The 24,523-nt window shown below is 35.3% G+C and carries 19 protein-coding genes; 5 read left to right on the top strand and 14 right to left on the bottom strand.

From position 1 onward, the window contains the following. Positions 1 to 6: 6 nt before the first annotated feature. Positions 7 to 3,630 (bottom strand): response regulator, encoded by a 3,624-nt coding sequence (locus tag PGH12_RS02370; RefSeq protein WP_267598845.1) that lies wholly within the window; start codon positions 3,628 to 3,630, stop codon positions 7 to 9. Between the two features lie 4 nt (positions 3,631 to 3,634). Continuing rightward, positions 3,635 to 5,104 carry a hybrid sensor histidine kinase/response regulator gene (locus PGH12_RS02365; protein WP_267598844.1) on the bottom strand — a complete coding sequence of 490 codons (1,470 nt, stop codon included), beginning with the start codon at positions 5,102 to 5,104 and terminating at the stop codon, positions 3,635 to 3,637. Positions 5,105 to 5,381: 277 nt separating this feature from the next. Between PGH12_RS02365 and PGH12_RS02360 the strand changes: the two genes are divergently transcribed. Next, positions 5,382 to 5,606, top strand: a complete 225-nt coding sequence (locus tag PGH12_RS02360) for a hypothetical protein (RefSeq protein ID WP_267598842.1) — start codon at positions 5,382 to 5,384, stop codon at positions 5,604 to 5,606. 7 nt (positions 5,607 to 5,613) lie between these two features. Here the strand turns inward: PGH12_RS02360 and PGH12_RS02355 are convergent, their stop codons facing one another. Then, on the bottom strand, positions 5,614 to 6,756 hold the full coding sequence (locus PGH12_RS02355; RefSeq protein ID WP_267598841.1) for a 1-acyl-sn-glycerol-3-phosphate acyltransferase: 1,143 nt from the start codon (positions 6,754 to 6,756) through the stop codon (positions 5,614 to 5,616). Between the two features lie 133 nt (positions 6,757 to 6,889). Here PGH12_RS02355 and PGH12_RS02350 point away from each other — a divergent pair, with 133 nt between their 5' ends. From PGH12_RS02350 to PGH12_RS02335, 4 genes are all read left to right on the top strand, one after another. Beyond that, positions 6,890 to 9,373: a hypothetical protein gene (locus PGH12_RS02350; RefSeq protein ID WP_267598840.1), complete on the top strand. Its 2,484-nt coding sequence runs from the start codon at positions 6,890 to 6,892 to the stop codon at positions 9,371 to 9,373. Positions 9,374 to 9,620: 247 nt separating this feature from the next. Next, positions 9,621 to 10,886 carry an NAD(P)/FAD-dependent oxidoreductase gene (locus PGH12_RS02345; protein WP_267598838.1) on the top strand — a complete coding sequence of 422 codons (1,266 nt, stop codon included), beginning with the start codon at positions 9,621 to 9,623 and terminating at the stop codon, positions 10,884 to 10,886. Between the two features lie 107 nt (positions 10,887 to 10,993). Further along, positions 10,994 to 11,284: a DUF3817 domain-containing protein gene (locus PGH12_RS02340; RefSeq protein WP_267598837.1), complete on the top strand. Its 291-nt coding sequence runs from the start codon at positions 10,994 to 10,996 to the stop codon at positions 11,282 to 11,284. Between the two features lie 120 nt (positions 11,285 to 11,404). Beyond that, positions 11,405 to 11,812: a hypothetical protein gene (locus tag PGH12_RS02335; RefSeq protein WP_267598836.1), complete on the top strand. Its 408-nt coding sequence runs from the start codon at positions 11,405 to 11,407 to the stop codon at positions 11,810 to 11,812. A gap of 73 nt (positions 11,813 to 11,885) precedes the next feature. Here PGH12_RS02335 and PGH12_RS02330 read toward each other — a convergent pair whose 3' ends face one another. The 11 genes from PGH12_RS02330 to PGH12_RS02280 all read right to left on the bottom strand — a co-directional run bounded on the left by PGH12_RS02330 (position 11,886) and on the right by PGH12_RS02280 (position 24,452). Next, positions 11,886 to 12,104 (bottom strand): hypothetical protein, encoded by a 219-nt coding sequence (locus PGH12_RS02330; protein WP_267598835.1) that lies wholly within the window; start codon positions 12,102 to 12,104, stop codon positions 11,886 to 11,888. Positions 12,105 to 12,288: 184 nt separating this feature from the next. Beyond that, entirely contained in the window at positions 12,289 to 12,987 is a 699-nt protein-coding gene (locus PGH12_RS02325) for an SDR family oxidoreductase (RefSeq protein WP_267598834.1), read from the bottom strand. A gap of 143 nt (positions 12,988 to 13,130) precedes the next feature. Beyond that, positions 13,131 to 14,858: a HAMP domain-containing sensor histidine kinase gene (locus PGH12_RS02320; RefSeq protein ID WP_267598833.1), complete on the bottom strand. Its 1,728-nt coding sequence runs from the start codon at positions 14,856 to 14,858 to the stop codon at positions 13,131 to 13,133. Next, entirely contained in the window at positions 14,858 to 15,982 is a 1,125-nt protein-coding gene (locus tag PGH12_RS02315; RefSeq protein WP_267598832.1) for a sensor protein KdpD, read from the bottom strand. Before PGH12_RS02315 ends, PGH12_RS02320 begins: the two co-directional genes overlap by 1 nt. Before the next feature lie 328 nt (positions 15,983 to 16,310). Next, entirely contained in the window at positions 16,311 to 17,390 is a 1,080-nt protein-coding gene (locus tag PGH12_RS02310; RefSeq protein WP_267598830.1) for a porin, read from the bottom strand. Positions 17,391 to 17,708: 318 nt separating this feature from the next. Then, positions 17,709 to 18,275, bottom strand: a complete 567-nt coding sequence (locus PGH12_RS02305) for a K(+)-transporting ATPase subunit C (protein WP_267598829.1) — start codon at positions 18,273 to 18,275, stop codon at positions 17,709 to 17,711. Between the two features lie 102 nt (positions 18,276 to 18,377). After that, positions 18,378 to 20,387, bottom strand: coding sequence for a potassium-transporting ATPase subunit KdpB (gene kdpB, locus PGH12_RS02300; RefSeq protein WP_267598828.1), 2,010 nt, complete (start codon positions 20,385 to 20,387; stop codon positions 18,378 to 18,380). 23 nt (positions 20,388 to 20,410) lie between these two features. Beyond that, positions 20,411 to 22,099 carry a potassium-transporting ATPase subunit KdpA gene (gene kdpA, locus PGH12_RS02295; protein ID WP_267598827.1) on the bottom strand — a complete coding sequence of 563 codons (1,689 nt, stop codon included), beginning with the start codon at positions 22,097 to 22,099 and terminating at the stop codon, positions 20,411 to 20,413. 328 nt (positions 22,100 to 22,427) lie between these two features. Beyond that, a complete protein-coding gene (locus PGH12_RS02290; RefSeq protein ID WP_181898815.1) occupies positions 22,428 to 22,568 on the bottom strand; it encodes a hypothetical protein in 141 nt (46 codons plus the stop codon). Positions 22,569 to 22,579: 11 nt separating this feature from the next. Beyond that, positions 22,580 to 22,939 (bottom strand): DUF7674 family protein, encoded by a 360-nt coding sequence (locus tag PGH12_RS02285; protein WP_267598826.1) that lies wholly within the window; start codon positions 22,937 to 22,939, stop codon positions 22,580 to 22,582. 160 nt (positions 22,940 to 23,099) lie between these two features. Then, positions 23,100 to 24,452: a sigma-54-dependent transcriptional regulator gene (locus PGH12_RS02280; RefSeq protein ID WP_267598825.1), complete on the bottom strand. Its 1,353-nt coding sequence runs from the start codon at positions 24,450 to 24,452 to the stop codon at positions 23,100 to 23,102. Positions 24,453 to 24,523 lie beyond the last annotated feature (71 nt).

Genomic DNA, 24,523 nt, shown 5'->3' with positions numbered 1-24,523 from the left:
GATGATTTAACTTTCATATAACCAAACCCGAAGGAGAGACAGCAACTGATCGATATCCACAGGCTTTGTAATGTAATCTGAAGCGCCTGCTTCGATACATTTGTCACGGTCACCAATCATCGATTTTGCGGTGACAGCAATGATAGGAAGTCTCCTGAATTTTGGCATTTTCCTGATTTCCTGAATGGTTTCGTAGCCATCCATATTCGGCATCATCATATCCATCAAAACAACATCTACATCAGGATGTTCTTTGATCTGTTCTAAAGCCTGAACGCCATCCATCGCCAAAACAACTTCAACTTTATACTTTTCTAAAGCTTTCGTAAGAGAAAAAATATTTCTCACATCGTCATCGGTGATCAGTATTTTTTTACCGCTCAAAACCTCAGTTAATGAACCTAAAGTTTTATTTCTTATCGTTTCAACCGAGCTGTTTTTTTCTTCTACCAAATGCAAAAACAACCCTACTTCATCTAAAATTCTCTGATAAGAATGAGCAGTTTTTACAACAATTGAATCTGCGTACTGCCTTATTTTCAGCTCTTCGGATGTAGAAAGATTTCTTTCGGTAAATATAATGATCGGCAGATTTTCTAATCCTTCATAGCTTTTGATAGATTCTATAATTTTATAGGCATTTCTCCTGTTTGCGCCAATATCTAAAATTACACAGTCTACTCCATCTGTATTGAACGCTCTCACACTGTCTTCTACGTTATCTTCAACTGATAATGAGATATCAAAGTTACTTAGGAAGTAGGATAATGCACTTGCATGCTTAGCATTTTCTTCTACAATTAAAACTTTTTGGGGAGACTTCTGCAACGCTTCTTCAATCTTTTTGAAAACGTCTGTCATTTGTTCTAAAGCAACCGGTTTGTTGATAAAATCGATAGCCCCTTTCATCAGACTTTCCTGTTTTACATGAAGTGATGACATCATATGAACCGGAATCGGTTTTGTATGCGGATTAGATTTCAGCTCATCCATTACCTTCCAGCCATCTTTCACAGGAAGCTGAACATCCAGTAAAATTGCATTCGGATGGTATTGCATCGCCGCAGACAAAGCCAAATCTCCACGTACAACTACAACTCCTTTATAATTCTGGAGTCTTGCATATTTCAATAGAGCTTTTGCAAAATTTGTATCATCTTCTACGATGAGAATCACCTTATCATCTTTTGAAATATTTTCTCGGTCATCCTCCACATCATCAGGTATTTCCAAATGATTGATGATCTCAGAAATATTGTGCTCGTCAGAATCTATGATATGTTTTATTTCTTCAACATCCTCAAGAATCACATCCAATAAATTTTGATCAGAACTGGTATTTGAACTGGCTGTGATTACCTTCAATTTCTCATTTTTCGGAATGATGAGACTGAATTCACTTCCTTCGCCGACCTTACTTTTTAGGTCTAAATAACCTCCTAATAATTTAGCAATCTCACGACTGATCGATAATCCCAATCCTGTACCTCCGAATTTACGTTGCGTAGATCCATCAGCTTGCTGGAAGGCCTCAAAGATGATTTTCTGTTTATCATCGGGAATTCCGATTCCCGTATCTTTTACCGAGAAGACTATAAAATCGCTGTTTTTTGGGTCTTTTTTGATATTTAACTCTACGCTTCCTTCCTTGGTAAATTTTAATGCATTAGATAAGAGATTTCTCAACACCTGATCCAAACGTAAACGGTCAGTTTCAAGGGTTTTCTCCAAATCATTTTCTATATTGATGTTAAATTCAATTCCTTTTTCTTTAACTAAAGGATTCATCAAATTTTTAAGATCTTTTACAACTTCACCGATTTCAATATTCTGGTACTCAAGAGACATTTTGCCAGATTCTATTTTGGCTAAATCTAAAATCTCATCAATCAAAGTCAACAAACTGCTTCCGGAACTTTGGATCACTTTCGCAGATTCTATCTGATCTTCATTTAAATTTTCATCCGGATTTTCTGCCATCAGACGAGAAAGAAGTAAGATAGAATTTAAAGGTGTACGCAGTTCGTGCGACATATTAGCCAAAAACTCAGATTTATATTGTGTACTTAATGCTAATTCTTCTGCTTTTCTTTGAATTTCAATATTTCTTTCTGCAATGAGCTGATTCTTTTCTTCGAGTAATTTTGAACGTTCTTCCAACTCGGTGTTGGTTTGCATCAGCTCTTCCTGCTGCACTTTCAGTTCTTCTTCCGAAGCCTGAAGTTTTTGAGTCTGTGCTTCAAGTTCTGTGTTAAGATTTTCAAGCTCAGAATGCTGAACCTGCAACTCTTCAGATTGCGCCTGAGTTTCTTCTAGTAAACGCTGTTCTTTTTCACGGCTTTTTGCAGCTCTTATCGCAATAGCAACATTCCTGCAGCCTTCTACAAAATATTCAATTTTATCCTGATCAAAATTTTCGGCTGAGCTTAATTCTAATACACCAACCGTCTGTCTGTCAGACATTACCGGAAGCAAAAGAATTGCATTTACTTTAACTTTACTGCTGGCAAAAGTTACCGCAAAATCATTTTCATCTAAATCATTATAAACTTTCGGCTTTTTCTGAACAAACACCTGCCCTACCATACCTTCGCCTGGTTCAAAGAACTGTTTCATCGTATTTTCTAAACCAAATGAACCGTTTAGTTTTAATTTGCCATCGTCTATGAGATAAATTGCTCCATTGATGCAATTTCCGTATTCAATAAGCTGATTAAGAGAATCATTGCTGATCTGCTTCACAGATTTATTACCAACCAAAGCTTCATTTAATAAAGCAAGACCTTTCTGTCTCCAGTCGGTTTTATTAATTTCGTCAAAAGATTTCTTAAGAGAATCTGTCATATGGTTGAGAGATTCTACAAGATCGCCCAGATCATCTGCAGAATCGTCTGTAAGTTTTTGAGTATAATCGCCGTTTGCAACCCGGTTTGCAACCTGCTGAATGACGCTTACCCTTCTTGAGATCTCAAGATCTTTAGTCTTCAGTGCGTTTTCCAGCCTTTCTCTTCTCAGTAGATCGTTTCGCAATTTCACATAGAAAAACACAGTAACGAGAATTGCTGCTAAGGATGAAAAAATAATAAAAAGCACAGTGGTTTTTGATGAGCTGTCAAGATCTTCATTCTTTTTTGCAAGTTCGCTTTCCTCAAACTTCACAAAATCCTGAACCAAAGATCTACATTTATCCATGTAAATTTTACTCATCTCAATCTGTTGCTGCGTCATTTCCAAGCCTTTACGCTTGTTATCTACAAACAACTTGAGGTTATTGATATTCGCATCAACATTTTCTTCAAGATTTTTCAGACGTGCAAGCTGTGAAGGATCAGTTATTTCGAGAGATCTTACGCGTTCCATAGATTTGGAATATTCTTGCAAACTTGCATTGTACGGATCCAAAAAACTTTCTCTTCCGGTGAGTTGATATCCACGATTTCCTGTTTCTGCATCTAAAAGTGCAATCAAAACATCTTTTACTGCTGTTACAGATTTTCTGCTCTTTGAAACGCTTTCGCGGTGCTGCATCTGATTTTTGATGCTCCAATATGATGCGACCGAACTCGCAATTAAAATAAGTAAGGAAAATCCAATCCCAAATTGAAGATTTCTTATAACTTTTTTCGGCATAAAATTAATTTAATGGTAATGTAAAATAAAAAGTAGATCCTTCTTCAAGCTTGCTGGATAAACCTATCGTACCGTGATGTTGTTTGATGATTTCTGAACAGATGTAGAGACCGATGCCCATTCCCTGAAACTGCACCGACGATTCTTCTACCCGGTAAAATTTACGGAAAACTGCTTCCTGCTTAAATTCAGGAATGCCTATTCCAAAGTCTGTAACACTCACCTTCACCTCGTCATCATCTACAAAAGTTGTAACAATGACCTGATTGTTTTCTGGAGAATATTTGATTGCGTTGGTTAAAAAATTAATTAGAACCTGCTCAATACGAATCGCATCAAATGATATGAGCTGATTAATATTTGCAATATGACGCTCAATTTTCACATTAGGATTATCATTGGTCTGAAGAATAGTATCGATCGTATTATGAATAAGTTTTTCCAGATCGGCCGGTTTTCTGTTTATTTTAAGCTTCCCGTTTTCAATTTTTGACACATCTAATAAATCCGTAATCAATGTGTTAAGCTTTTCTATTTGATCTAAAGCTTTAGCGACAAAAACAGCTTCAGTATTTTCTGTATTGAGCTTTAATTTTCTGTCAAGCAACTGCATATAAGCTTTGATACTCGTTAAAGGCGTTTTGAGTTCGTGACTTGCAATACTTAAAAACTCATCTTTTTCTTTCTCAACTTTTTTCTGATCTTCAATGTCTGTAAATGTTCCTACCCAGTTTTTTACCTTTTCGTTTTGATAAACCGGCGACATTCTCAATAAATGATATCTGTAATCTCCGGAATCAAGATTTTTAATTCTGATCTCCAATTCGAGTGCTTTTCCGTTTTTCCTGCATCTTTGAAATTCCTCTTCAATATTAAGATCGTCCGGATGCGTATCTGGAAACTGCTGATCAGATTCAGAATATTCAAACCATTTTTTATTAACAAAATTGACGATACCATCCTGATTTAAAGTAAATGCAATCTGCGGCAATGCCTCTAGCATCAGATGAAAATGTTCAATTTCAGACTTCATAGAAACCTGCGCTTCACGTCTGCCTTTTACTTCCATCTCCAGACTTTCTTTGGTCTTCTTCATGGCAAGATTGTTCTCCTGAAGATTGTAGAATGTCTTTACTTTGAGCATTAAAATTTCAGGATCTATAGGCTTAGTCACATAATCCATCCCACCGGAATTGTATCCTTTTGTGATAAATCTTTTGTCTGTATTGACGGCAGATAAGAATATGATAGGAATTTCTTTTGTCTTGCTGTATCCTGCAAAGGTCTCGGCAACCTCAAAGCCATCCATTCCCGGCATCTGAACATCTAAAATAATTAATGCATAATTATTCTTTAAAGCTTTACCCAGTGCTTCTTCACCGGAATTGGCTGTATCTACTTGAAAATCTTTCGATTCTAAAAGCTTTTTTAAAGAATATATATTGTTTTGGTTATCATCGACAATTAAAATCATAAAACGTAAAATAATCTGGAAACAGGTTATACTTCATCAGTTACCAAAAATACTGACAAATTTTTAAAAAACATATTATTATTTTAACAATCTTGAAGCAAAAAATTATTAAGTAGAGAATCAAATACATCATAACATGTTATTTTTAAATTCTCATCAATCGCAAAAATTAGCATTCTTTATATAAATACTAGGAAAATTAGATTTATTATCACAAAAAATTAATCGTAAATCTTATAAAGTGGCACACTTTATTCTATTGTCTTAAAAAAATATTATGAATTACAAAGAAGCTTTACAACACAAAAAAGAATCTGTAGAAAAAGCAGACGACTCTATCCTAAAATTATATCATATCGTTATAACTCCTGCAAATACTGACGAGAGCTACAAATACATCGAAGACTTCACGAAAAATCCTGAAAAATTTAACGATGAAAGCTGTAAAAAATATTGTACAGACGGAGAATACGAGGTTGTGAGTTTTAAAAAGGAGAATTAAATTAAATTCAATTAAATAATTTCTCAGTGTACCTCAATTGATTGTTAACAGGATTTGCATACATCGACAGAAAGCCATTTTTCAGAACTTCGTCATCAACATCAATCCGCATTTCCAGTCGACGCTCAAAAAGTAGTTTTTCCTGCTGAGAATATTTATCCGAGAACTTATCTGTATGATTTATAATATCATAAGCAATATAGTTTGTTGGCCAAAGTCTATAATTTCTGATAATTGATTCATCAATAAGTTGAGCGATCGATTGAAGCTGTTTGTTTTTGTTATCTTGCGAAGCAGATATTGCATCTAGGTCAAAATCAAGCACATCGCCTGCATGCAGATGAATTCGTTTTTTCTGACCCAGTACTCCACTCATCATAGTCGTAAAATCTTCATCTTTTGCTTTGATGTACACTTCGTCTTTCTGTTTTGCCAATATCTGTGGCATTTTCAGAACATCGGTGGGATCATATTCATAAGAGATTGAGAGAGGAACAATCTTTAGATTCTTAAAGAATTCAGCCAAAGAATGGTGTTGTGACGCCATCGCCAACATTTTTAAAACACCCTGCTGTGTTGCATCGTTTCCGTCTTTTGTACGGCCTTCACGCTGAGCAATCCAAACAGATCGGTTCTCAGATTTTAGAAGGTCGTAAATATAATCAGACATCAGTTGCGAACTTTTTAGTTGCTCACGCAAAGACAACCCTCTTTGAACCAGAAAGTTTCGGTTTAGTTTGGCGAGAATATGCAGAAAATTTTGCTCCACCAGATTATCGCCTATTGCTGAAGATGTCATTATGTAATCTTTCTCCAGGAGAACCAAATTGAGCAAAGAAGTGTCCAAAACAATATCTCTGTGATTTGAAATATAAAGGTATGAAGTATTTTTATCTAACTTCTCGAATCCTGATGTCGTTAACCCCTGAGAACTTGTTTCCAGAATTTTTCTGATGGTATGCGAGATAAAATTTTTCTGAAAATCAAAAATTGAGTCCGTAACTTTCAGTTGATCTATCCAAATTTTTTCATCGGTATCAGGAAAAGTAAAATTCATCAGCGCTTTCATCATAGGATGGCGGACGATACTTTGTACGGCTTCATTGACTTCGTGGTCGTAAAAAGACCTTATCGCATCAAATTTAGACATTGAAATACTAACTTTTATTTACAGTTTGCAAAAGAACGAAAAAATTTTGACGACACCATAGTAACTTTAAACAGATTAGTATGTCACAAATTGGAATACGTTTTGTTTAGTGTATATGTCTGATCAATAACCGATGAAAAAAAACAACTCTGCCCCGAGAAGCAACCGCAAAAAATGGTTTTGGGGAATTACTGCAACTATTGTTCTGCTTTTAGCAATATTTCCTTTCGCACTAGATTTTTACTTACAGAAAAAACTTCCCGATCTTGTCAACAGTAAAACACCTTACAAACTAGAGTTGAAAAATTTTAATCTAAGTTTGATTTCAGGGAATTTTACTGCTACAGATCTGAAGATTTCAACCAAAAATCCTGATGACAAAAAAATCACTCAGATAAAAGGCAATATCAAAAAGATTCAGATAACTGATTTTGGGGTATGGAAAGCCATTTTCAGCAAATCATATACCGCAGATCAATTTCTGCTTCAGGACTCAGACATCAAAATGCGTCTTGCACCGAAGTCTGAAAAACAAAAGGAAAAATCTGAAAAACCGGATATTCATATCAATAATATTGTTGTAAGTAATGTATTTGCAGAAATAATGAATGCTGAAGGAAAACCTGTCTTTACCGGAGAAAACATCAATGTAAAACTGAAAGATATTGAGCAGAATAAAGATGATTCTAAAATTCCTTTTGCTTTTAAAGAATTTAAAATAGATGCGGAGGATATAAAGATAGGTGTAAATGATTTTTATCAAATAAGTTCAGATAAGATTTTTGCTGCTAATAAAACTTTGGATTTAACAAAATTCCATCTTATTCCTATACAGAATCCTGCAAAATATAATTCGAAAAATGTTTTTGACTTTGCATCAGAGCGACTCTTAGCTACAGATTTTAATATCAGCAAAGATTCTTTGATTGTTTCAGACATCACATTTACAAAACCTGATTTAAAAGTAACCTCAACAGGAAAAAACATAGTAGAAAAAGAAAAAAATCCTAAAGAAGTTGAGATGAAGATCGGCATGAAGAACATTAGTTTCCAAAAAGGAAAAATAGTGGTTCTACAGGCTGATCAAGATAAAACAGCATCGATAGATAATTTTAATTTTAAACTTACCAATATTGTTTTTGATAAAAATACTGTAAAAGAAAAAATACCTTTCAGATTTACCAATCATGATATAGAAGCTGATAATATTTACCTTAAGGCAAACGCGCTGCAAGCCGTGAAGATAAAGAAAATATCATCAAAAAATTCTGATATTCTTATTGAGAAATTTCAGATGGCTGCTTTGGGCAAGAGTACAAATAAAGATCTTTTCAACGTCACTACAGACGAAATAAAAATCATCAATAACAAGACTAAATATATCGGTCAAAAACTGAATGTAAATATTGCGGGCTTGGAAATTAGAAATCCTGAGGTTAAAATAATTTCGGCAAGTAAAAAATCTAAAAGTAAAAAGGCCGACTCTGAGGTTCCTGAATTTGCATTGAATCTTGGATTTATAAAAATTGCTAACGGAAAATTATCCCAGTCGGCTCTGGGAAAAGAAAAATTGTCGGTAGGGAAGTTTGACATTGTGGTAAACCGTATTATTTCCGGAAATCAATACCTGAAAAATGATTTGCCATTTGAAATTAAGAATCATTCTGTGATTGCAAAAAAAGTTTTTCTGGATGCAGGAAAATATTACACATTAAAAGTTGATGAAGTAAAAAATACCGGTAAGCAAACCGACATGACTGGTCTTCAGTATCTTCCGAAATACTCTAGAGCAGCATTCAGCAAAGTCATTGCAAAAGAGACTGATCTTTATACGATCACGGTCAAAAAAATCGGAATTACAGATCTAAATTCAAAATTGATTAAAAACCCGGTGATTGACATCAGCAAAGTAAATATTGACGGTTTGAAGTGTGGCATTTACCATGATCTCGCACCACCCGATGATGATGCCGCGCGATACCTTTTCAGTAAAAAACTTCGCGAAGTTAAAATTCCTCTTTTTGTAAAAAATGTTGCTATACGAAATTCAAATCTTACGTATGAAGAGAATGCTGAGAACAGCAAAATTCCCGGAAAGTTAACTTTCGACCGCTTTTTTATTGATATCAGCAACGTCAACAACGGAAAGATTAAAGGCAGACCAACCACCATTACAGCAGATGCAAATTTTGCTTTCTACGGAACGGCAAACACAACAATTAATTGGAAATTTGATGTAATGAATCCCAATGATCAGTTTTACATTAAAGGAAATATTCAAAAACTTTCCGCAGATAACGTAAATCTTTTCGTAAGACCTTACCTCAACGTAACACTTGATGGAAATATCGATTATCTAAAATTTGATTACCAGGGAACTGATGCAGGAATTGGTGGTAAATTTTATTTTAAATACAACGAAATGTATGTGAATCTCCTTAACAAAAAAGGAAATGAAAGAAAGCTACTCAACACTATAGCCAATTGGTTTATAAAAAATGAGTCTACCGGAGAACCTGATCATGTTGTTATTGAGAAAGAAAGGGAATCTGACAGAAGTTTTTTCAGTATGCTTTGGCAAGGAATCATGGAGGGTTTAAAGAAATATCTTATCTAAAAAAAACAAAAACATGATCAAACGTTTCGAATTGCGAAATTTTTGACTTAAATTTGCACCGTTATACCATTCTATATGGTATAATTTTTTTTCATCATTTGTGTTTTTAGCCTTCTCTTCGGAGAGGGCTTTTCATTTTTATGGTAAGTATTACAGTTCTGCATCAACACATTATTAAAGTTAGCAAGGCGATCCGGTAATTTTGGTCTTATTGTTGAAGAATATATCACACATAAAACTCTTACTTATGGCAAAGCATATTATCATCGTTGGCGGCGGATTTGCCGGTGTGCATATTATTAAATCACTGAAAAACGATCCTGGTTTTAAAATCACTTTAGTCGACAAAAACAACTACCATTTTTTTCCCCCTCTCATTTATCAGGTTGCAACATCTTTTATCCAGGCGACCAATATCAGTTACCCTTTCAGAAAGATGATTGACAATTTTGATAATGTACACTTTCATATGGGTAGTCTTGTAAAAGTAAATCCTGAAAGTAAAACTATTGAAACAGATACCGGAAATCTTTCATATGATTATCTGATTTTATCTATGGGAACAGAAACAAATTTTTTCGGAATGGAAAATGTACAAAAATGCAGCCTTCCGATGAAAAGCATAGAAGAAGCATTATATCTTCGAAACCATATGCTTCTGACCCTTGAGGAAGCTGCCAGAAACAAAGATGTTCGGATTGCTCAACGTCTACAAAATATCGTCATTGCCGGCGGCGGACCCACAGGTGTAGAATTAGCAGGAATGATTGCTGAGATGGGAAAATATATTGCTGAAAAAGAATACCCGGAAATGAAATTGAGCCTATCAAGTATTTATCTTATTGACGCTCTTCCTTCCCTTCTTTCGCCGATGAGCAAAATGGCGCAGAAAACTGCGTACGATAAACTAAAAAACCTCGGAGTGAAGATTATCCTCAACGTCTCTGTAAAAGATTATAAAGACAAAAAAGTAATGCTCTCTGACGGAAATTTTATCGAGACAGAGACTTTAATCTGGACGTCGGGTGTAATCGGCAGAGAAGTTCCCGGTCTACCCGCAGAAAGTATTGTAAAAGGAAGAAGAATCGCTGTTGATGCATTCAATAAAGTAAATCATACGAACGATATTTTTGCTTTAGGTGACATCTGTCTTCAGCTTACTGATGAAAATTTTCCAAAAGGTCATCCTCAGCTTGCACAGGTTGCCATACAACAGGCAAAAAATTTAGGTAAAAATTTTAAGAAAATGGAAAAAGGAGAAACACTCACTCCATTCTCGTATAATAATAAAGGAAGTATGGCGATTATTTCAAAATTCAATGCGGTTGTAGATCTTCCGAAATTCTCTTTTAACGGATTTATAGCTTGGCTTACCTGGCTTTTTATTCATGTAATACCGTTGGTGAGTTTCAGAAGCAAAATAAGACTGGCGCTAGATTGGTTCAGGTTATTTATCACCAACAATCCTTCAATTCGAATGATCTTGTATCCTAAAAGAAATACAGATAATTAGCTAAATTATCATGCACAAGATTTAGAACTGAATAACATTTATAAATTGTCTGTCAAACTTGAATATACTATCTTGCAAGAAATTCAGTATTTTTTTTTAATATAGACATGATTAATCTTTATCGAAAAACAGCTCTTATTGAAGGGGTTTCTTATTTGATTCTTCTTTTCATTGCGATGCCTTTAAAATATATTTTTAACATCAATGAAGCAGTGAAATATTTTGGGTGGATTCACGGTGTTTTATTTTTAGTTTTTGCAGCAGTTCTTCTTGCGGCAACAATAAAGTATAGATGGAGTTTTAAGCGAGTGATTATTTATTTAATCGGTTCAGTTTTGCCGTTCGTACCTTTTTACCTTGATAAGAGTTTGAAAAAAGAATATGAAAACATCAGGTAGCTTTAATTAAAATTCAAGGTCGAAATTGAAGATGAGTCTTTTTATGGTCTAAATTTTGAATCAGTTTTGGTAGGAAGTAACAGACTTTCTTCTATACCAAATCAACAAATTCAAAATATTATGTACAAGAAAATTTTAGCAGGATTAGGCGGTGCCATTGCGCTCAACATTCTACATGAGACCATCAGGAAAAATTTTACTAACGTTCCTCACATCAACGAAGTCGGTGAAGAGGCTCTCCTAAAGATCACAGACAATACATCAATTAATATTACAGGAGAGAATAATCTCTATGCGGCCACACTTGTAGGAGATGTGATCAGTAACGGTATTTATTATGCAACTACTGCGACCAAAAATGATCTCACCTCAGGTTTGCTTGCCGGTGTGGGAGCGATTGCACTTCCAAAAAAACTGGGTCTTAATGACGATCCTGTCGCAGAAAATACTCAGAAAAAACTGATGACTGTAGGTTATTATATTTTTGGAGCACTTGTGACCAAATTTATTTATCACAGAATAAAGTGATCATAAATTATTACTAAGAAAAAAGACTCGATTGCATTCAATCGAGTCTTTTATATTTTACGTTTAAATTTAATCAGGCAGAATATGCAGCTCTGTTCAAAAATATGTTTTTCCCTGCTATTTTATTTTTCGACAAACTATAAATAATTTCTACAGAAAAACTTGAAAGTTCATACAAAACATATCTTGAGTTGCTCACTGTGCTTTCATTAATCATTTTTCCCTGTCTCAATACTATATCAAATTGCATTTCGTCAGGCAGATTGGTAAACTCGTAATAAGAAATATCCATAAGTATAGTTTTTATGATTAGAACTGGTTATGATTTAACTATAAGCAATTTGTCTACCAAAATCTAAAAATATCGAAAACAATACACATTTATTATTAATTTAAAACGAAAATAAATTTCAACACTTTTAAAATCGCTGAAAATATGTAGATTTCCGAAAAATATTATTTCAGCAAAAAAAAAATTAAGGGTTCGTCGCCCAAACATTCACTTCCGGAAGAAAAGCAATATTGCTGATGGAAAGCATTGATACGATAACCTGCGCAATCTCCAAACCTTTAAGTTTTCTTTCAGTATCCACAGATTCGTAGCCAATTTTTTCGGCAAACTCTGTTATCACTTCACTTGGGTTTACCTGCATTACGCGAATATTATGCTTCCTAAGTTCCATCTGCCAGCACATTGTGAGTCCGGAAATCGCAGCTTTACTGGAAACATAAGCAGAACCGTTCATAAAACCTTTCACTGCACCCATCGACGAAATATTAATGATGTTTCCTGAATTTTGTTTGATAAAATATTGAGCAGCGAGTTTTCCACAGAGAAATGTACTTTTTGTGTTCGTTTCCCAGATACGCATAAAATCTTCAGTTGAAGTTTCGGTGAGCGAACTCATGAAGCCGAGACCGGCATTGTTGATCAAAATATCAAGTCCACCAAGTTTTTCAAATGCAAAACTAAATAAATTGTCGACATCTTTTTCGATGCTTACATCTGCTTTTATTCCAAAAACGTCCAGCTCTTTTGCAACGGTATTCACTTTTTCTTCGGTTCGTCCGCAAATAACAACTTCGGCTCCCAATGACCGTAATAATTTTGCGGTTTCATAGCCAATTCCCGTTGTTCCGCCTGTAATGATAACTTTCGAATTTTTAATTTCCATAATAGAGATATTTATATTTTTTTTTCTGATCGTAAGATTTTCTTATCTAAATCATTTTCACAGAACAAAGATCCTAAAGACAAAACGTTACCATGTAGTGAGAATCAGGAATTTTGTATTCAAATCAAAGTTTTTATTGTCATCTAAGCTTTTAGACTGAAATAAAAAATACTTCCGACACCTATTTCGCTTTTAACAGAAATTTTTCCGCCCTGAGCTTCAATAAATTCTTTGCTGATACTCAAACCCAAACCAGTACCGTCTGCTTTGGTGCCGGGAATTCTGAAATATCGCGTAAAGACTTTATCAAGATATTGCTCTTCTATCCCATAGCCCTGATCTTTCACAGAAAATTGAATTTGGTTCTGATCATTTTTTACACAAATTTCGATATTCGAATTTTCATAAGAATATCTAATTGCATTAGACAGAATATTGCTCAAAACCCAAGATGTTTTCTCGAAATCAGCATTAATAAATTTTAGATTAGGGTCAATTTCAGACTTTATACTAATATTTTTAAAATCTGCAGCAGATTGGTTGGCTGCAATTACGCTCTCAACCATCGTTTTGATTTCTGCAGGTTTTATATTCAACTCTACCACTCCAGTCTCCAGTTGGGTAAGATTCAGGAGTTCGCCAGTAATTTTTAAAAGTCTGATTGTATCATCTTTAATTCCGAGCACCAATTTTTGCTGTTCGTCATTAAGGTTTCCTATTCTTTCGTTCTCCAGCAACTGCACACCCATTTGAATAGAAGATATCGGAGTTTTAAATTCATGTGAAACGGTTCCCAAGAAATGAGTTTTTGCGAGATCAAGTTCTTTGAACGGAGTCACGTTTCTCAGCATAATTACCTGCCCGATAAAACGTTTGTCATCTTCTCCGGTTGGTAAAACGTTGATGTCTAAAATTTCCTTTTCAAAATAATTTTCTTTGCCTTCTACAAAAATCTTCAAAAGCTCAGAATCTGCTTTTTTGCTTATTAGAGGATCTATAATTTCTCTTATTAAATCTCTCACCAAATCATTTCCTACCGCAACATCCTGAATCAGTTTTCCTATAAAATGATCTTTTTTTAGTCCTGTTATTTTTAAAGCCTGGTCGTTTACAAAAAGAACTTTCCTGTTTTCGTCTATTCCGATGACGGCATCGTGCATATTGTCTATCAGCGTTTCTATACGCTTTTTCCCCTTCAAAATTTTATCAAGTCTGCTTTCAGAATATTCCTGAAGCTTTTCAGCCATGGTATTAAACGATTTTGCAAGTTCGCCAAATTCGCTGTTTCCCTCAAACCTAACTCTTTCTCTATAGTTCTGCTGTGCAATCTGATGAATGCTGAATGTGAGCTCGCGTATAGGATTGGCAATATTTGAAGGAAGATTGATCATGAGAGTAAAAGCAATCAGAAAACAGAGCGTCCCCGCGACAGAAATTACCGCAATTGCATTTTCTGCTGTTGTGTTGGCAATTCCGCTTTTAATCTGAATCGCATTCATATTCAACTGCATCAATTCGGCAATATCTTTTCTGATGACCGATTTTAAATTTGCATCGTGTCTATTTTTATTTAAATCTGAAAAATGGCTAATGATATTTCGGGTCGCTTCTCTTTCTCCGCTTTCAGTAATATTCTGGCTTTGAAGATTAAGGTTTTTCTGAAATTCTTTTACCGAAAAAGGGTCTCTTTCTATCTCTTCCAGAGACAAAAGCATATTTCTGGAATACTGCAACGTATTGTAATTGGCAACCAGAATATTCTGCGTGTCTTTTTTCAGCTGGTAGATAAACCATCCGCCAAGTGCAGAAAGTATAATAATCATCAAAAACAGAAGACCGACTCCTGCATTAAGCTTTGTTTTTATCTTCATTACGACAAAATTACTAAATCTACATTTTGTTTTGAAAGTCTTTTGAGAAGAGAATTAAAAGTATCTGTCGCAAGAATAATTCTCCAGATATCAATATGAGGTTTTCCTATGCATACGGTCGTTATTTTTCTTTCTTCACACTGTTCCATAATAGTCATTGCAACATTTCTACTTTGAATTTTAATAATTTCTGCGCCTAATTCGGTTGCCAGCCTGAAATTATTAATCAAATGCCGCTGTTTATTCAGGGCGATTCTGTCGGCACTTTCTTTGGGAACCTGCACGTAGAGCAAAAACCACTGACTGTTGTAATAGTTTGCCAGTCTTGCAGTTTTCCGGATTACATTTTTTGCAGTAATTTCATTCGAACTGATACAGGCTAGAAATCTTTCTTTCTTTAAAACTTTTCCGGTAACAATTTCCGTTTCTACTTTCCTTGTGACCTGTGATGCAACTTCTTTTAGAGCCAACTCACGGAGCTGTAGAATATTTTCGTTTTTAAAAAAATTATTGAGGGCAGACTGTATTTTAGTTTGATCATAGATTTTACCTTCTTTTAATCTGGAGATCAATTCATCTGCCGTGAGGTCAATATTCACAACCTCGTCTGCCGCAGAAAGTATAGTATCCGGAATTCTTTCTGCTACTTCGATTCCGGTAACAGCTTTCACTTCTTCGTTCAGACTTTCAATATGCTGAATGTTTACAGCACTGATAACGTTGATGCCGGCATCTAAAATTTCCATCACATCCTGCCAACGCTTATTATTCTTACTTCCTTCGATATTGGTGTGAGCCAATTCATCAATAATCACAATCTCAGGACGGAGAACGATAATTGCAGAAACATCAAGTTCCTCAAGTTCTTTGCCTTTGTAAAATAATTTTCTTCTGGGAATAATAGGCAGACCTTCCAGTAAACTGTGAGTTTCCTTCCGGTTATGCGTTTCCACATACCCGATCTTTACATCAATTCCGTTTTGAAGAAGTACGTGAGCTTCCTGCAACATTCTGTATGTTTTCCCTACGCCCGCACTCATCCCGATGTAAATTTTCAGTTTGCCGCGTTTTGCGCTGTTGATGAGATGCAGAAATTCTTCGGCAGATTTTTTTGATTCGTTCATTTTTAGAAATGATTATTTTATATCAGGTATTTAAGACCTTTGAGGTTTTCAAATTACACTTGGGTAACAGCCATATCGTTTTAAATCTTTGTCTTTCGCAAATAAGTAAAACGGCCTCGTTTACCTTATTTTTCACTACTTTCTCAATTTTTTTGTCAAACCTTGCGTTTTTTAATCGCTAGGTAAAACAAAGCTTTTACAGTAAATGCTTTTTTAAGATAGACAATGGCATTTCATTTAACAAGGAAATACAATTTTTAATTATATGTGAATTAATCGATGGCGTCTAAATAATGCACAACCTATATTTAAGTATATATACTAATTACTAAAATGAAATGGCCAATGCCGTCGTTGCCGTCAAACTATTTTTATTAAACGCATCAGTTCTGTTCATAAAGATAGCATCTTTACTGTTTAAATTTCTAATTTCTGTTCGCCATACAAGATTCGGCAAAATCTGATAATCAGCATTTAAGGAATATCCGAATGTTTTAAAACCATTTTCTGTTCCTGTTGAAATGATTACACCATTCTCATCCTGATAATACTCTCCTCTCGCAGTAATACTGAATTTTTCTGTAGGAGAAAATTTAGCAATTAAAACAGGCGTATACCAAATATTATACTGTTCGCTTCCTTTCGACTTTTGTTCGGCACCAATGTCAAATCCGGCTGTGATTCCTATCTTCTTAATTATTTGATAAATTCCGTACAAATTATGGAAGTATCTCATCTGTCTTATGCTGTCGGGTTTATCATTTCCTACAAACGAACTGCTGTTGATGGTCAGTTTCTCGTTAGGTTTAAATGTAATTTGATGTCCGAATGCAGGCGTAGAATTTCCGTCAACTCTCTGAATTCTTTGCCATCCGTTGAGCACCAAACCGCTGACAAACCATTTTCCTGTTTCCGAAGTATAAGAAATTTTTGCTCCCGTCTCAAAATATGGAGAATTGTCGGCTGCAAGACTTCTTGTAAGCGCCCAATTGTCTTTTCCGATTGCACTTTCGGAGCCGATATGTGAAGGAAAAATTCCCGCATCTATCCAGATATTATGTTTTTTCGAAATCTTCAGTCCAATATTTGCCTCATATATATTTTTCATGACCCCTTGCTCAGCAGAATAATTGGCATTCATGTAAGTTCCCGCAGCAATTGCAAGATTTGCACGGATCTGATCTGTATTGTACCCTGTTTTTATAAATGCAAGATTTACATTAATCTCATTATTACGATTATGACTGTATATAAATGACGGACGGCTATTGTTTTTAGAATTATTAAAATCTGCCTGAAAATAAACTTCTGCATATCCACTGATTGTAAGTGGTTTTTTAAGTGAATCACTCTGAGCTTTTGCAGAAAAATTTAACAATGCTAAAAGTCCAAATATTATTTTTTTCATTGAATTTAAATTAAAAAATTTTAGAATTTCATTTAAAAATCTATTGCAGATTTTTTAAAAACTTTAAACGTAGTTAAATGCAAATATTTGTATTTCTTCAATAAACGAAGTGGCCTTGTTTTTCTTTAAAGTAAACAGTTTTCCCTATCTTTTGTTTAACCTTGCGTTTAATTTAACGCAAAGAAAAACTAAGATTTTTTCACAAATACAATCTTTAATTTAAACAAAGGCGTTTCACTTATTTTAGGAATTTAAAGATTTTAATGCACAGCGGATTTAAAAATAAAACTCACGATGATAAATATTGAGTATTAAAAATTACTTCCCGCTTAATTGGTCGAGTGCGATATTCAGTTTGAGAACATTTATTTTTTCAGGACCAAATAGACCGATCAAGGGCTTTTCAGTATTCTGAATGATGAGATTGTTAATTTTTTCTACATCAATATTTCTGATCTTTGCAATTCTCTTAACCTGAATTTTGGCTGCCTGCACAGAAAAGTTAGGATCCAATCCGCTTCCGCTGGCTGTCACTAAATCTGCCGGAATATCTGACTTTACAATTCCAGGATTTTTCATCAAAATCGTATCGATACGAGCCTGAACTTGTTTTAAATACTCTTCATTCGATGGACCTTTGTTGCTTCCTCCCGAACCTGCTGCATTGTAATCAACTGACGAAGGACGGGAATTAAAATATTTCTCGCTTGTGAATGACTGTCCGATATTCGAATAGTAAGTTTTATTATTATGTTTTATTAAATCTCCCTTTCCCTGATTAGGCGAAAGCTGAGCAATCGCCCAGATGGATATCGGATAAACAATGGTAAGAAAAACAATGCACAAAGCGGTCAGTTTAATTGCTGGTAAAATATGTTTTTTCATTTGATAATAATTTAAAAAGGCATGAAACAGGAAGAATTGAGATAGTTAAAAGGACGAAAAGTTGCATGATAAAAGTTTCTTCCTGCCGTGCCTGTGAGCTATTTAGAAAAATAATGAAACGATAATATCTATGATTTTAATTCCGATAAAAGGAATAACGACTCCGCCCAATCCGAAGATCAACAAATTCCTTCTCAGCAACGCAGATGCGCCGATTGGTTTATAAGCCACCCCTTTCAATGCCAACGGAATCAAGATAGGAATGATAATTGCATTGAAGATGACTGCCGATAAAATTGCACTTTCCGGACTGTGAAGATTCATAATATTTAAACCTTGCAAAGCAGGAATTGCGGTGATAAACAATGCCGGAATAATGGCAAAATATTTCGCAACGTCATTGGCAATACTGAATGTCGTCAGCGTACCTCTTGTCATCAGCAACTGTTTGCCGATCTCTACAACTTCAATTAATTTCGTAGGATCATTGTCGAGGTCGACCATATTTCCGGCTTCTTTTGCAGCCTGAGTTCCACTGTTCATGGCAACACCTACATCTGCCTGAGCCAATGCAGGAGCGTCATTGGTACCATCTCCCATCATGGCAACCAGACGACCTTCCTGTTGTTCTTTTTTTATGTAGTTCATTTTATCTTCCGGTTTTGCTTCGGCAATAAAATCGTCAACACCTGCTTTTTCAGCAATAAATTTTGCAGTCAGTGGATTATCACCGGTCACCATGACGGTTTTAATACCCATTTTTCGGAGACGATCGAAACGTTCGCTGATTCCTGGTTTGATGATATCCTGAAGTTCAATCACTCCCAAAACTTTTTCATTTTCTGAAACCACCAATGGCGTTCCTCCGTTCTGAGAAATTTCTTTTACTTTTAAATCTGTTTCCTGGGGAAAAGCATTTCCTGCCGCTTCAGATATTTTTCTGATGGCGTCGGTTGCTCCTTTTCGGATGCGGTTTCCATCGTAATCAATTCCTGAACTTCTGGTTTCTGCTGTGAATTTGATACACTGAGGATTACTTATTTCATAACTCAACGGATTGATTCCCGCCAGCTCAATAATTGATTTTCCTTCAGGAGTTTCATCTGCCATTGAACTCAAAACAGCCGCTTTGATTAACTGTGTTTCATCAACCTGGTTAGCAGGATAAAAACTTGTAGCCTTACGGTTTCCAATGGTGATTGTCCCTGTTTTATCTAAAAGTAGAACGTCAATATCTCCGGCAGTTTCTACTGCTCTACCGCTTTTTGTGATGACGTTGGCTCGCAAAGCTCTGTCCATCCCGGCAATACCAATCGCTGATAATAATCCGCCAATGGTTGTGGGAATCAGACATACAAATAGTGAAATAAAGGATGCAATGGTAATCGTGACATTAGAATAATCCGCAAATGGTTTTAAAGTCACACAAACGATGATAAAAACCAACGTAAAACCTGCGAGTAAAATCGTTAATGCAATTTCGTTTGGTGTTTTCTGTCTTGAAGCACCTTCTACCAAAGCAATCATTTTATCTAAAAAGCTTTCGCCGGGTTGCGTTGTCACTTGTACAACAATTTTATCTGACAAAACTTTTGTTCCTCCTGTTACAGAACTTTTATCGCCTCCAGATTCACGAATTACTGGAGCAGATTCACCTGTAATCGCACTTTCATCTATGGTAGCAAGACCTTCGATGATTTCTCCGTCTGAGGGGATAATATCTCCGGCTTCACAAACAAAAATGTCACCTTTCTGTAATTTAGATGAAGAAATTGTTTCACCATTCTGGAGTTTTGCAGGCGTTTCTTCTCTTGTTTTACGTAGACTGTCTGCCTGAGCTTTCCCTCTTGCTTCGGCGATTGCTTCAGCAAAATTCCCGAATAAAACGGTGAGTAAAAGAATGATGAATACCGTGAAATTGTAAGCAAAACTTCCCTGCGATTTTTCTCCTGTCAAAGTCCAGACGCTTACAAAAAACATCACCAATGTACCAAGCCATACAAGAAACATGACGGGATTTTTAAACATCAGTTTAGGATTCAGTTTCACAAAAGACTGTTTCAATGCTTCCTGAACCAATTCTTTTTGAAACAAAGATTTATTTTGAGTCATTTTAATTTCTGTTATTTTTAAATTTATCTTAGTGAAAAATATTCTGCGATCGGCCCCAATGCCAATGCCGGGAAGAATGATAATGCTGCAATAATCGCAATCACGGCAAAAGTCATCAGTCCGAATGTTGAAGTATCTGTTTTCAGTGTTCCTTCTCCTTCCGGAATGTATTTTTTCTGAGCCAGTAATCCCGCAATCGCTAAAGGACCGATAATTGGCAAGAAACGACCAAGAAGCAATACAATTCCTGTGGAAATATTCCAGAAAAGATTATTATCACCTAAACCTTCAAAACCGCTTCCGTTGTTGGCTGCTGAAGAAGTATATTCATAAAGCACTTCGCTGAAACCATGGAATCCAGTATTATTGAGTGTCGAAGTTCCGACTTCAGGAAAATAAGTGGCTATGGCAGTTCCGACGAGAATCAAAAAAGGATGAAGCAATGCAATGATCATTGCAATTTTCATTTCTCTGGCTTCAATTTTTTTGCCCATAAATTCGGGAGTACGACCTACCATCAATCCGCTGATGAAAACTGCCAAAATGATATAGATAAAAATATTTAAGATACCTACGCCGTCGCCTCCAAAGAATGCGTTGACCATCATGGCAAGCATCTGTGTCATCCCGGAAAGCGGCATCGAACTGTCGTGCATCGAGTTGACTGAACCCGTAGAAATAACCGTAGTTACAATACTCCAAAAACCTGAAGCGGCAGAACCAAAACGGATTTCTTTACCTTCCATCGCTCCCAGTGACTGATCAATTCCCATTTGGCTGATGGCAGGATTTCCGTTTATTTCCATAATAACAGTTGGTACTGCGAGCAAAAGAAATCCTATGGTCATGACTCCAAAAATCATATATCCAAATTTCTTTCTGCGGATGAAATAACCAAAAGCAAAAACCATTGCCATTGGGATAATTAACTGAGAAACCATTTCTACCATGTTGGTAAAATAGCTGGGATTTTCTAACGGATGAGCTGAATTGACTCCAAAAAATCCACCGCCATTCGTCCCTATATGTTTTATAGGCACAAATGCAGCAACCGGACCTGTAGAAACTTCCACATTTTTACCTTCAAGTGTAATCATTTTATCTTTTCCTTCAAACGTCATCGGCATCCCTTGAAAAACCAATATCAAACCCATTAAGAATGAAAGAGGCAGCAAAATTCTTGTGATCGATTTTAGCAAATAATCATAAAAATTGCCTAGTTTTTCGGTTGTTTTTTCGCGGAAAGCTTTGAATACAACGATTGCAGCTGCAATCCCTGTCGCGGCAGAAACGAACTGTAAAAACATCAGCCACATCTGTCCGAGATAGCTTAATCCTGTTTCACCTGAGTAATGTTGCAAATTACAATTGACAAGGAAAGAAATTGAGGTATTAAATGCCAGATCCGGCGACATATCCGGATTTCCGTCTGGATTAAGCGGCAGCCAGCTCATATTCATCAAAACCAGCATACTGATGAAAAACCATAAAAAATTGATGGTCAAAAGTGCAGTCAGATGCTGTTTCCAGTTCATTTCATGATCAGGATCGATTCCTGATATTTTGTAGAAAAATTTTTCTACGGGTTTGAGAACAGGATCCAGAAATGTTTTTTCTCCTGTGAAGACTTTTGAAATATACTTTCCAAAAGGAATCGCCAACAGCAATGTTATGACAAACATAGCTACAACGCCTAAAATTTCAGTGTTCATAATTTGTTTAATGAATTAGTGCAAATTCTTTTACGGTAATCACCAGATACAAAAAAGCGATGATGAAGCTGATCCAAAAAATCAGAATTCCCCATTCTTTTATTTGATGTATGATCTTACGGTTCATTTGCTTATTAATTGGTTTTAAAATTTTTCCGGCTTCACGAGCACATAGCAGATATAAATGAATATGGCTATTGATATAAAAAATAGTATGGTCATTTTTTTAAGTTTAAATTTTGTCGAAATATTCAACGGCACGGTAAAACAAAACGAAAAGCACAATTGCCGTGATTAATAGAAGAATTGTTATCATTTTTTATTTTTTTTAATTGACCTGCAGCATTGCAGCGGCTACAAAAACACCCAAGATTACAGCAATATTGATAGTGATGACTTCAAGATTATGCTTTTCACGGGTAGACTTCAAAAGTTTCCAGTCTCCGATTTTTCTGATTTTTGATTTCATAGCTTATCGTTTTAAATTCCAGATTTGTACACCTGTTGAAAATAATTCTCCTGTAAATGGGGAGACATTTTACTGAAGATCAGTTTTTTGTAAGTTGGTTCACAGCAAAATGTAAAACTGTCCAGAGAATAGACGAATATGTTTTCAATTGCATTCTTCAGAGACAAATCACCTTCGCTGTACAGCATATTCATTTTCAGAATAGATTTGATCAAAATTTTCTGATCGTTTTCTTTTATCAACCTCTTGATCTCTTTAGCAAAGACACTGATAACCATGAATGGTGATTTTGTCTTGTAAGATTCTTTAAAATCTTCCTGTGTTTCCGGTATTATCTTGATAATCTCTGTTACAGCTTCTGTATGATTCATTTTTAAATTGTTTTGAACAGTAATGCCAAGATTTATTCCTTAAACAAAAAATAAAATACAAGTATCTCTTAATCAATAATTTAAATGAATTTTATGTAATTACAGAAAACAAAAAACCCTATCAAAATGATAGGGTCGTTATCAGAATGGAATCATTCTCTTACGAAATACTGTATTCTTCGATTTTTCGGTAAAGTGTTGCGATGCCAATTTCCAAAAGCCGCGCTGCTTCGGCTTTATTTCCGTTGGTATGTTTTAATATTTTCTGAATCTGCATACGCTCTGCGCTTGCCATAGAAAATGCTGATATCATTTTGTTCTGTGAAAATTCTGTCTGTTCCTTTTGTACAAGAATATCTACCGGAAGGCTGTCTATTGATAATTCAGATGAATCTGTGAGGATTACACTTCTTTCAATAACATTTCGCAGTTCACGGATATTGCCTTTCCATTGATGATTTTTCAAGGCTTTTAAATAATCATCGGAAAAAGCAGTAATATTTTTGCCCATTTTCTGAGAAAAGGTCTTGAGGAAAAAACTGGCGAGTGATTCGATATCTGCTACTCTTTCTCGTAAAGATGGAAGTTTAATATTAAAAATATTGATACGATAATACAAATCTTCACGGAAGTTTCCGTTTTCAATTTCTGTTTCCAGATTTCTGTTGGTTGCGGCGATGATTCTTACATCAGTTTTTGTAGGCTTGCTGTCTCCTACTTTCAGAAACTCACCAGATTCTAAAACTCGTAATAATTTTGCCTGAAGATCCAAAGGCATTTCACCTATTTCGTCAAGAAAAACAGTTCCGAGATTGGCTTCTTCAAAAATACCTTTAGAATCTTTTAAAGCTCCTGTAAAAGCTCCTGCTTTATGACCGAACAATTCATTTTCCAGCAATTCTTTCCCGAAAGCCGAGCAATTAACTGCAATAAAATTTTTCTTGTTTCTGTTGCTTGCATGATGGATAGCCTGTGCAAAAACTTCTTTTCCGGTACCAGTTTCTCCTGTGAGCAGAACTGTAGCGTCGGTAACAGCAACTTTCTGAGCTGATGAAATTGCGCTGGTAATTTCAGTAGATTTTCCGATAATGCTTTTAAAAGATTGTTTAGAATCCAACTGTTTTTCAAGTTGCAAAACTCTTTTATTAAGTGCAACTTTCTCCGCAGCTTTATAAAGTAAAGGCAAAATTTTGGTATTGTCGTCCCCTTTAGTGATATAATCGAACGCACCGTTTTTGATTGCCATTACACCATCAGGAATATTTCCGAAAGCAGTAAGAAGTATAATTTCTACCCCAGGGAATTGATCTTTTACTGTCTTTGAAAAGTCTACACCACTTCCGTCGGGAAGTTTTACATCACAAAGAACAATATCAATATCTGAGATTTCAAGTCTTTTGAGTCCGCTTTTAAGATTTCCCGCCTCAAAGACCTCAAAACCTTCGAGATTGATGATGCGGGATAATAGTGATCTTATTTTCGCTTCATCATCAATGATTAAAACTGTATTCAACTTTTGATGCTGTTAAATTAATAAAGACTAATATTCAAATTTGCAAATTTCTTCACAATATTTTTCAAAGG

It is taken from the genome of Chryseobacterium sp. CY350 (assembly GCF_027945075.1).
Classification (GTDB): domain Bacteria; phylum Bacteroidota; class Bacteroidia; order Flavobacteriales; family Weeksellaceae; genus Chryseobacterium.
This window is presented reverse-complemented; position numbering and strand designations above follow the sequence as displayed.

Coding starts and splice junctions, on each gene's coding strand:
- PGH12_RS02330 (WP_267598835.1), bottom strand. CDS start 12,104: ATGGATATTTCTTATTACGAGTTTACCAATCTGCCTGACGAAATGCAA.
- PGH12_RS02345 (WP_267598838.1), top strand. CDS start 9,621: ATGGCAAAGCATATTATCATCGTTGGCGGCGGATTTGCCGGTGTGCAT.
- PGH12_RS02320 (WP_267598833.1), bottom strand. CDS start 14,858: ATGAAGATAAAAACAAAGCTTAATGCAGGAGTCGGTCTTCTGTTTTTG.
- PGH12_RS02360 (WP_267598842.1), top strand. CDS start 5,382: ATGAATTACAAAGAAGCTTTACAACACAAAAAAGAATCTGTAGAAAAA.
- PGH12_RS02365 (WP_267598844.1), bottom strand. CDS start 5,104: ATGATTTTAATTGTCGATGATAACCAAAACAATATATATTCTTTAAAA.
- PGH12_RS02290 (WP_181898815.1), bottom strand. CDS start 22,568: ATGAAATCAAAAATCAGAAAAATCGGAGACTGGAAACTTTTGAAGTCT.
- PGH12_RS02325 (WP_267598834.1), bottom strand. CDS start 12,987: ATGGAAATTAAAAATTCGAAAGTTATCATTACAGGCGGAACAACGGGA.
- PGH12_RS02310 (WP_267598830.1), bottom strand. CDS start 17,390: ATGAAAAAAATAATATTTGGACTTTTAGCATTGTTAAATTTTTCTGCA.
- PGH12_RS02355 (WP_267598841.1), bottom strand. CDS start 6,756: ATGTCTAAATTTGATGCGATAAGGTCTTTTTACGACCACGAAGTCAAT.
- PGH12_RS02285 (WP_267598826.1), bottom strand. CDS start 22,939: ATGAATCATACAGAAGCTGTAACAGAGATTATCAAGATAATACCGGAA.
- PGH12_RS02315 (WP_267598832.1), bottom strand. CDS start 15,982: ATGAACGAATCAAAAAAATCTGCCGAAGAATTTCTGCATCTCATCAAC.
- PGH12_RS02340 (WP_267598837.1), top strand. CDS start 10,994: ATGATTAATCTTTATCGAAAAACAGCTCTTATTGAAGGGGTTTCTTAT.
- PGH12_RS02305 (WP_267598829.1), bottom strand. CDS start 18,275: ATGAAAAAACATATTTTACCAGCAATTAAACTGACCGCTTTGTGCATT.
- PGH12_RS02370 (WP_267598845.1), bottom strand. CDS start 3,630: ATGCCGAAAAAAGTTATAAGAAATCTTCAATTTGGGATTGGATTTTCC.
- kdpB (WP_267598828.1), bottom strand. CDS start 20,387: ATGACTCAAAATAAATCTTTGTTTCAAAAAGAATTGGTTCAGGAAGCA.
- kdpA (WP_267598827.1), bottom strand. CDS start 22,099: ATGAACACTGAAATTTTAGGCGTTGTAGCTATGTTTGTCATAACATTG.
- PGH12_RS02335 (WP_267598836.1), top strand. CDS start 11,405: ATGTACAAGAAAATTTTAGCAGGATTAGGCGGTGCCATTGCGCTCAAC.
- PGH12_RS02350 (WP_267598840.1), top strand. CDS start 6,890: ATGAAAAAAAACAACTCTGCCCCGAGAAGCAACCGCAAAAAATGGTTT.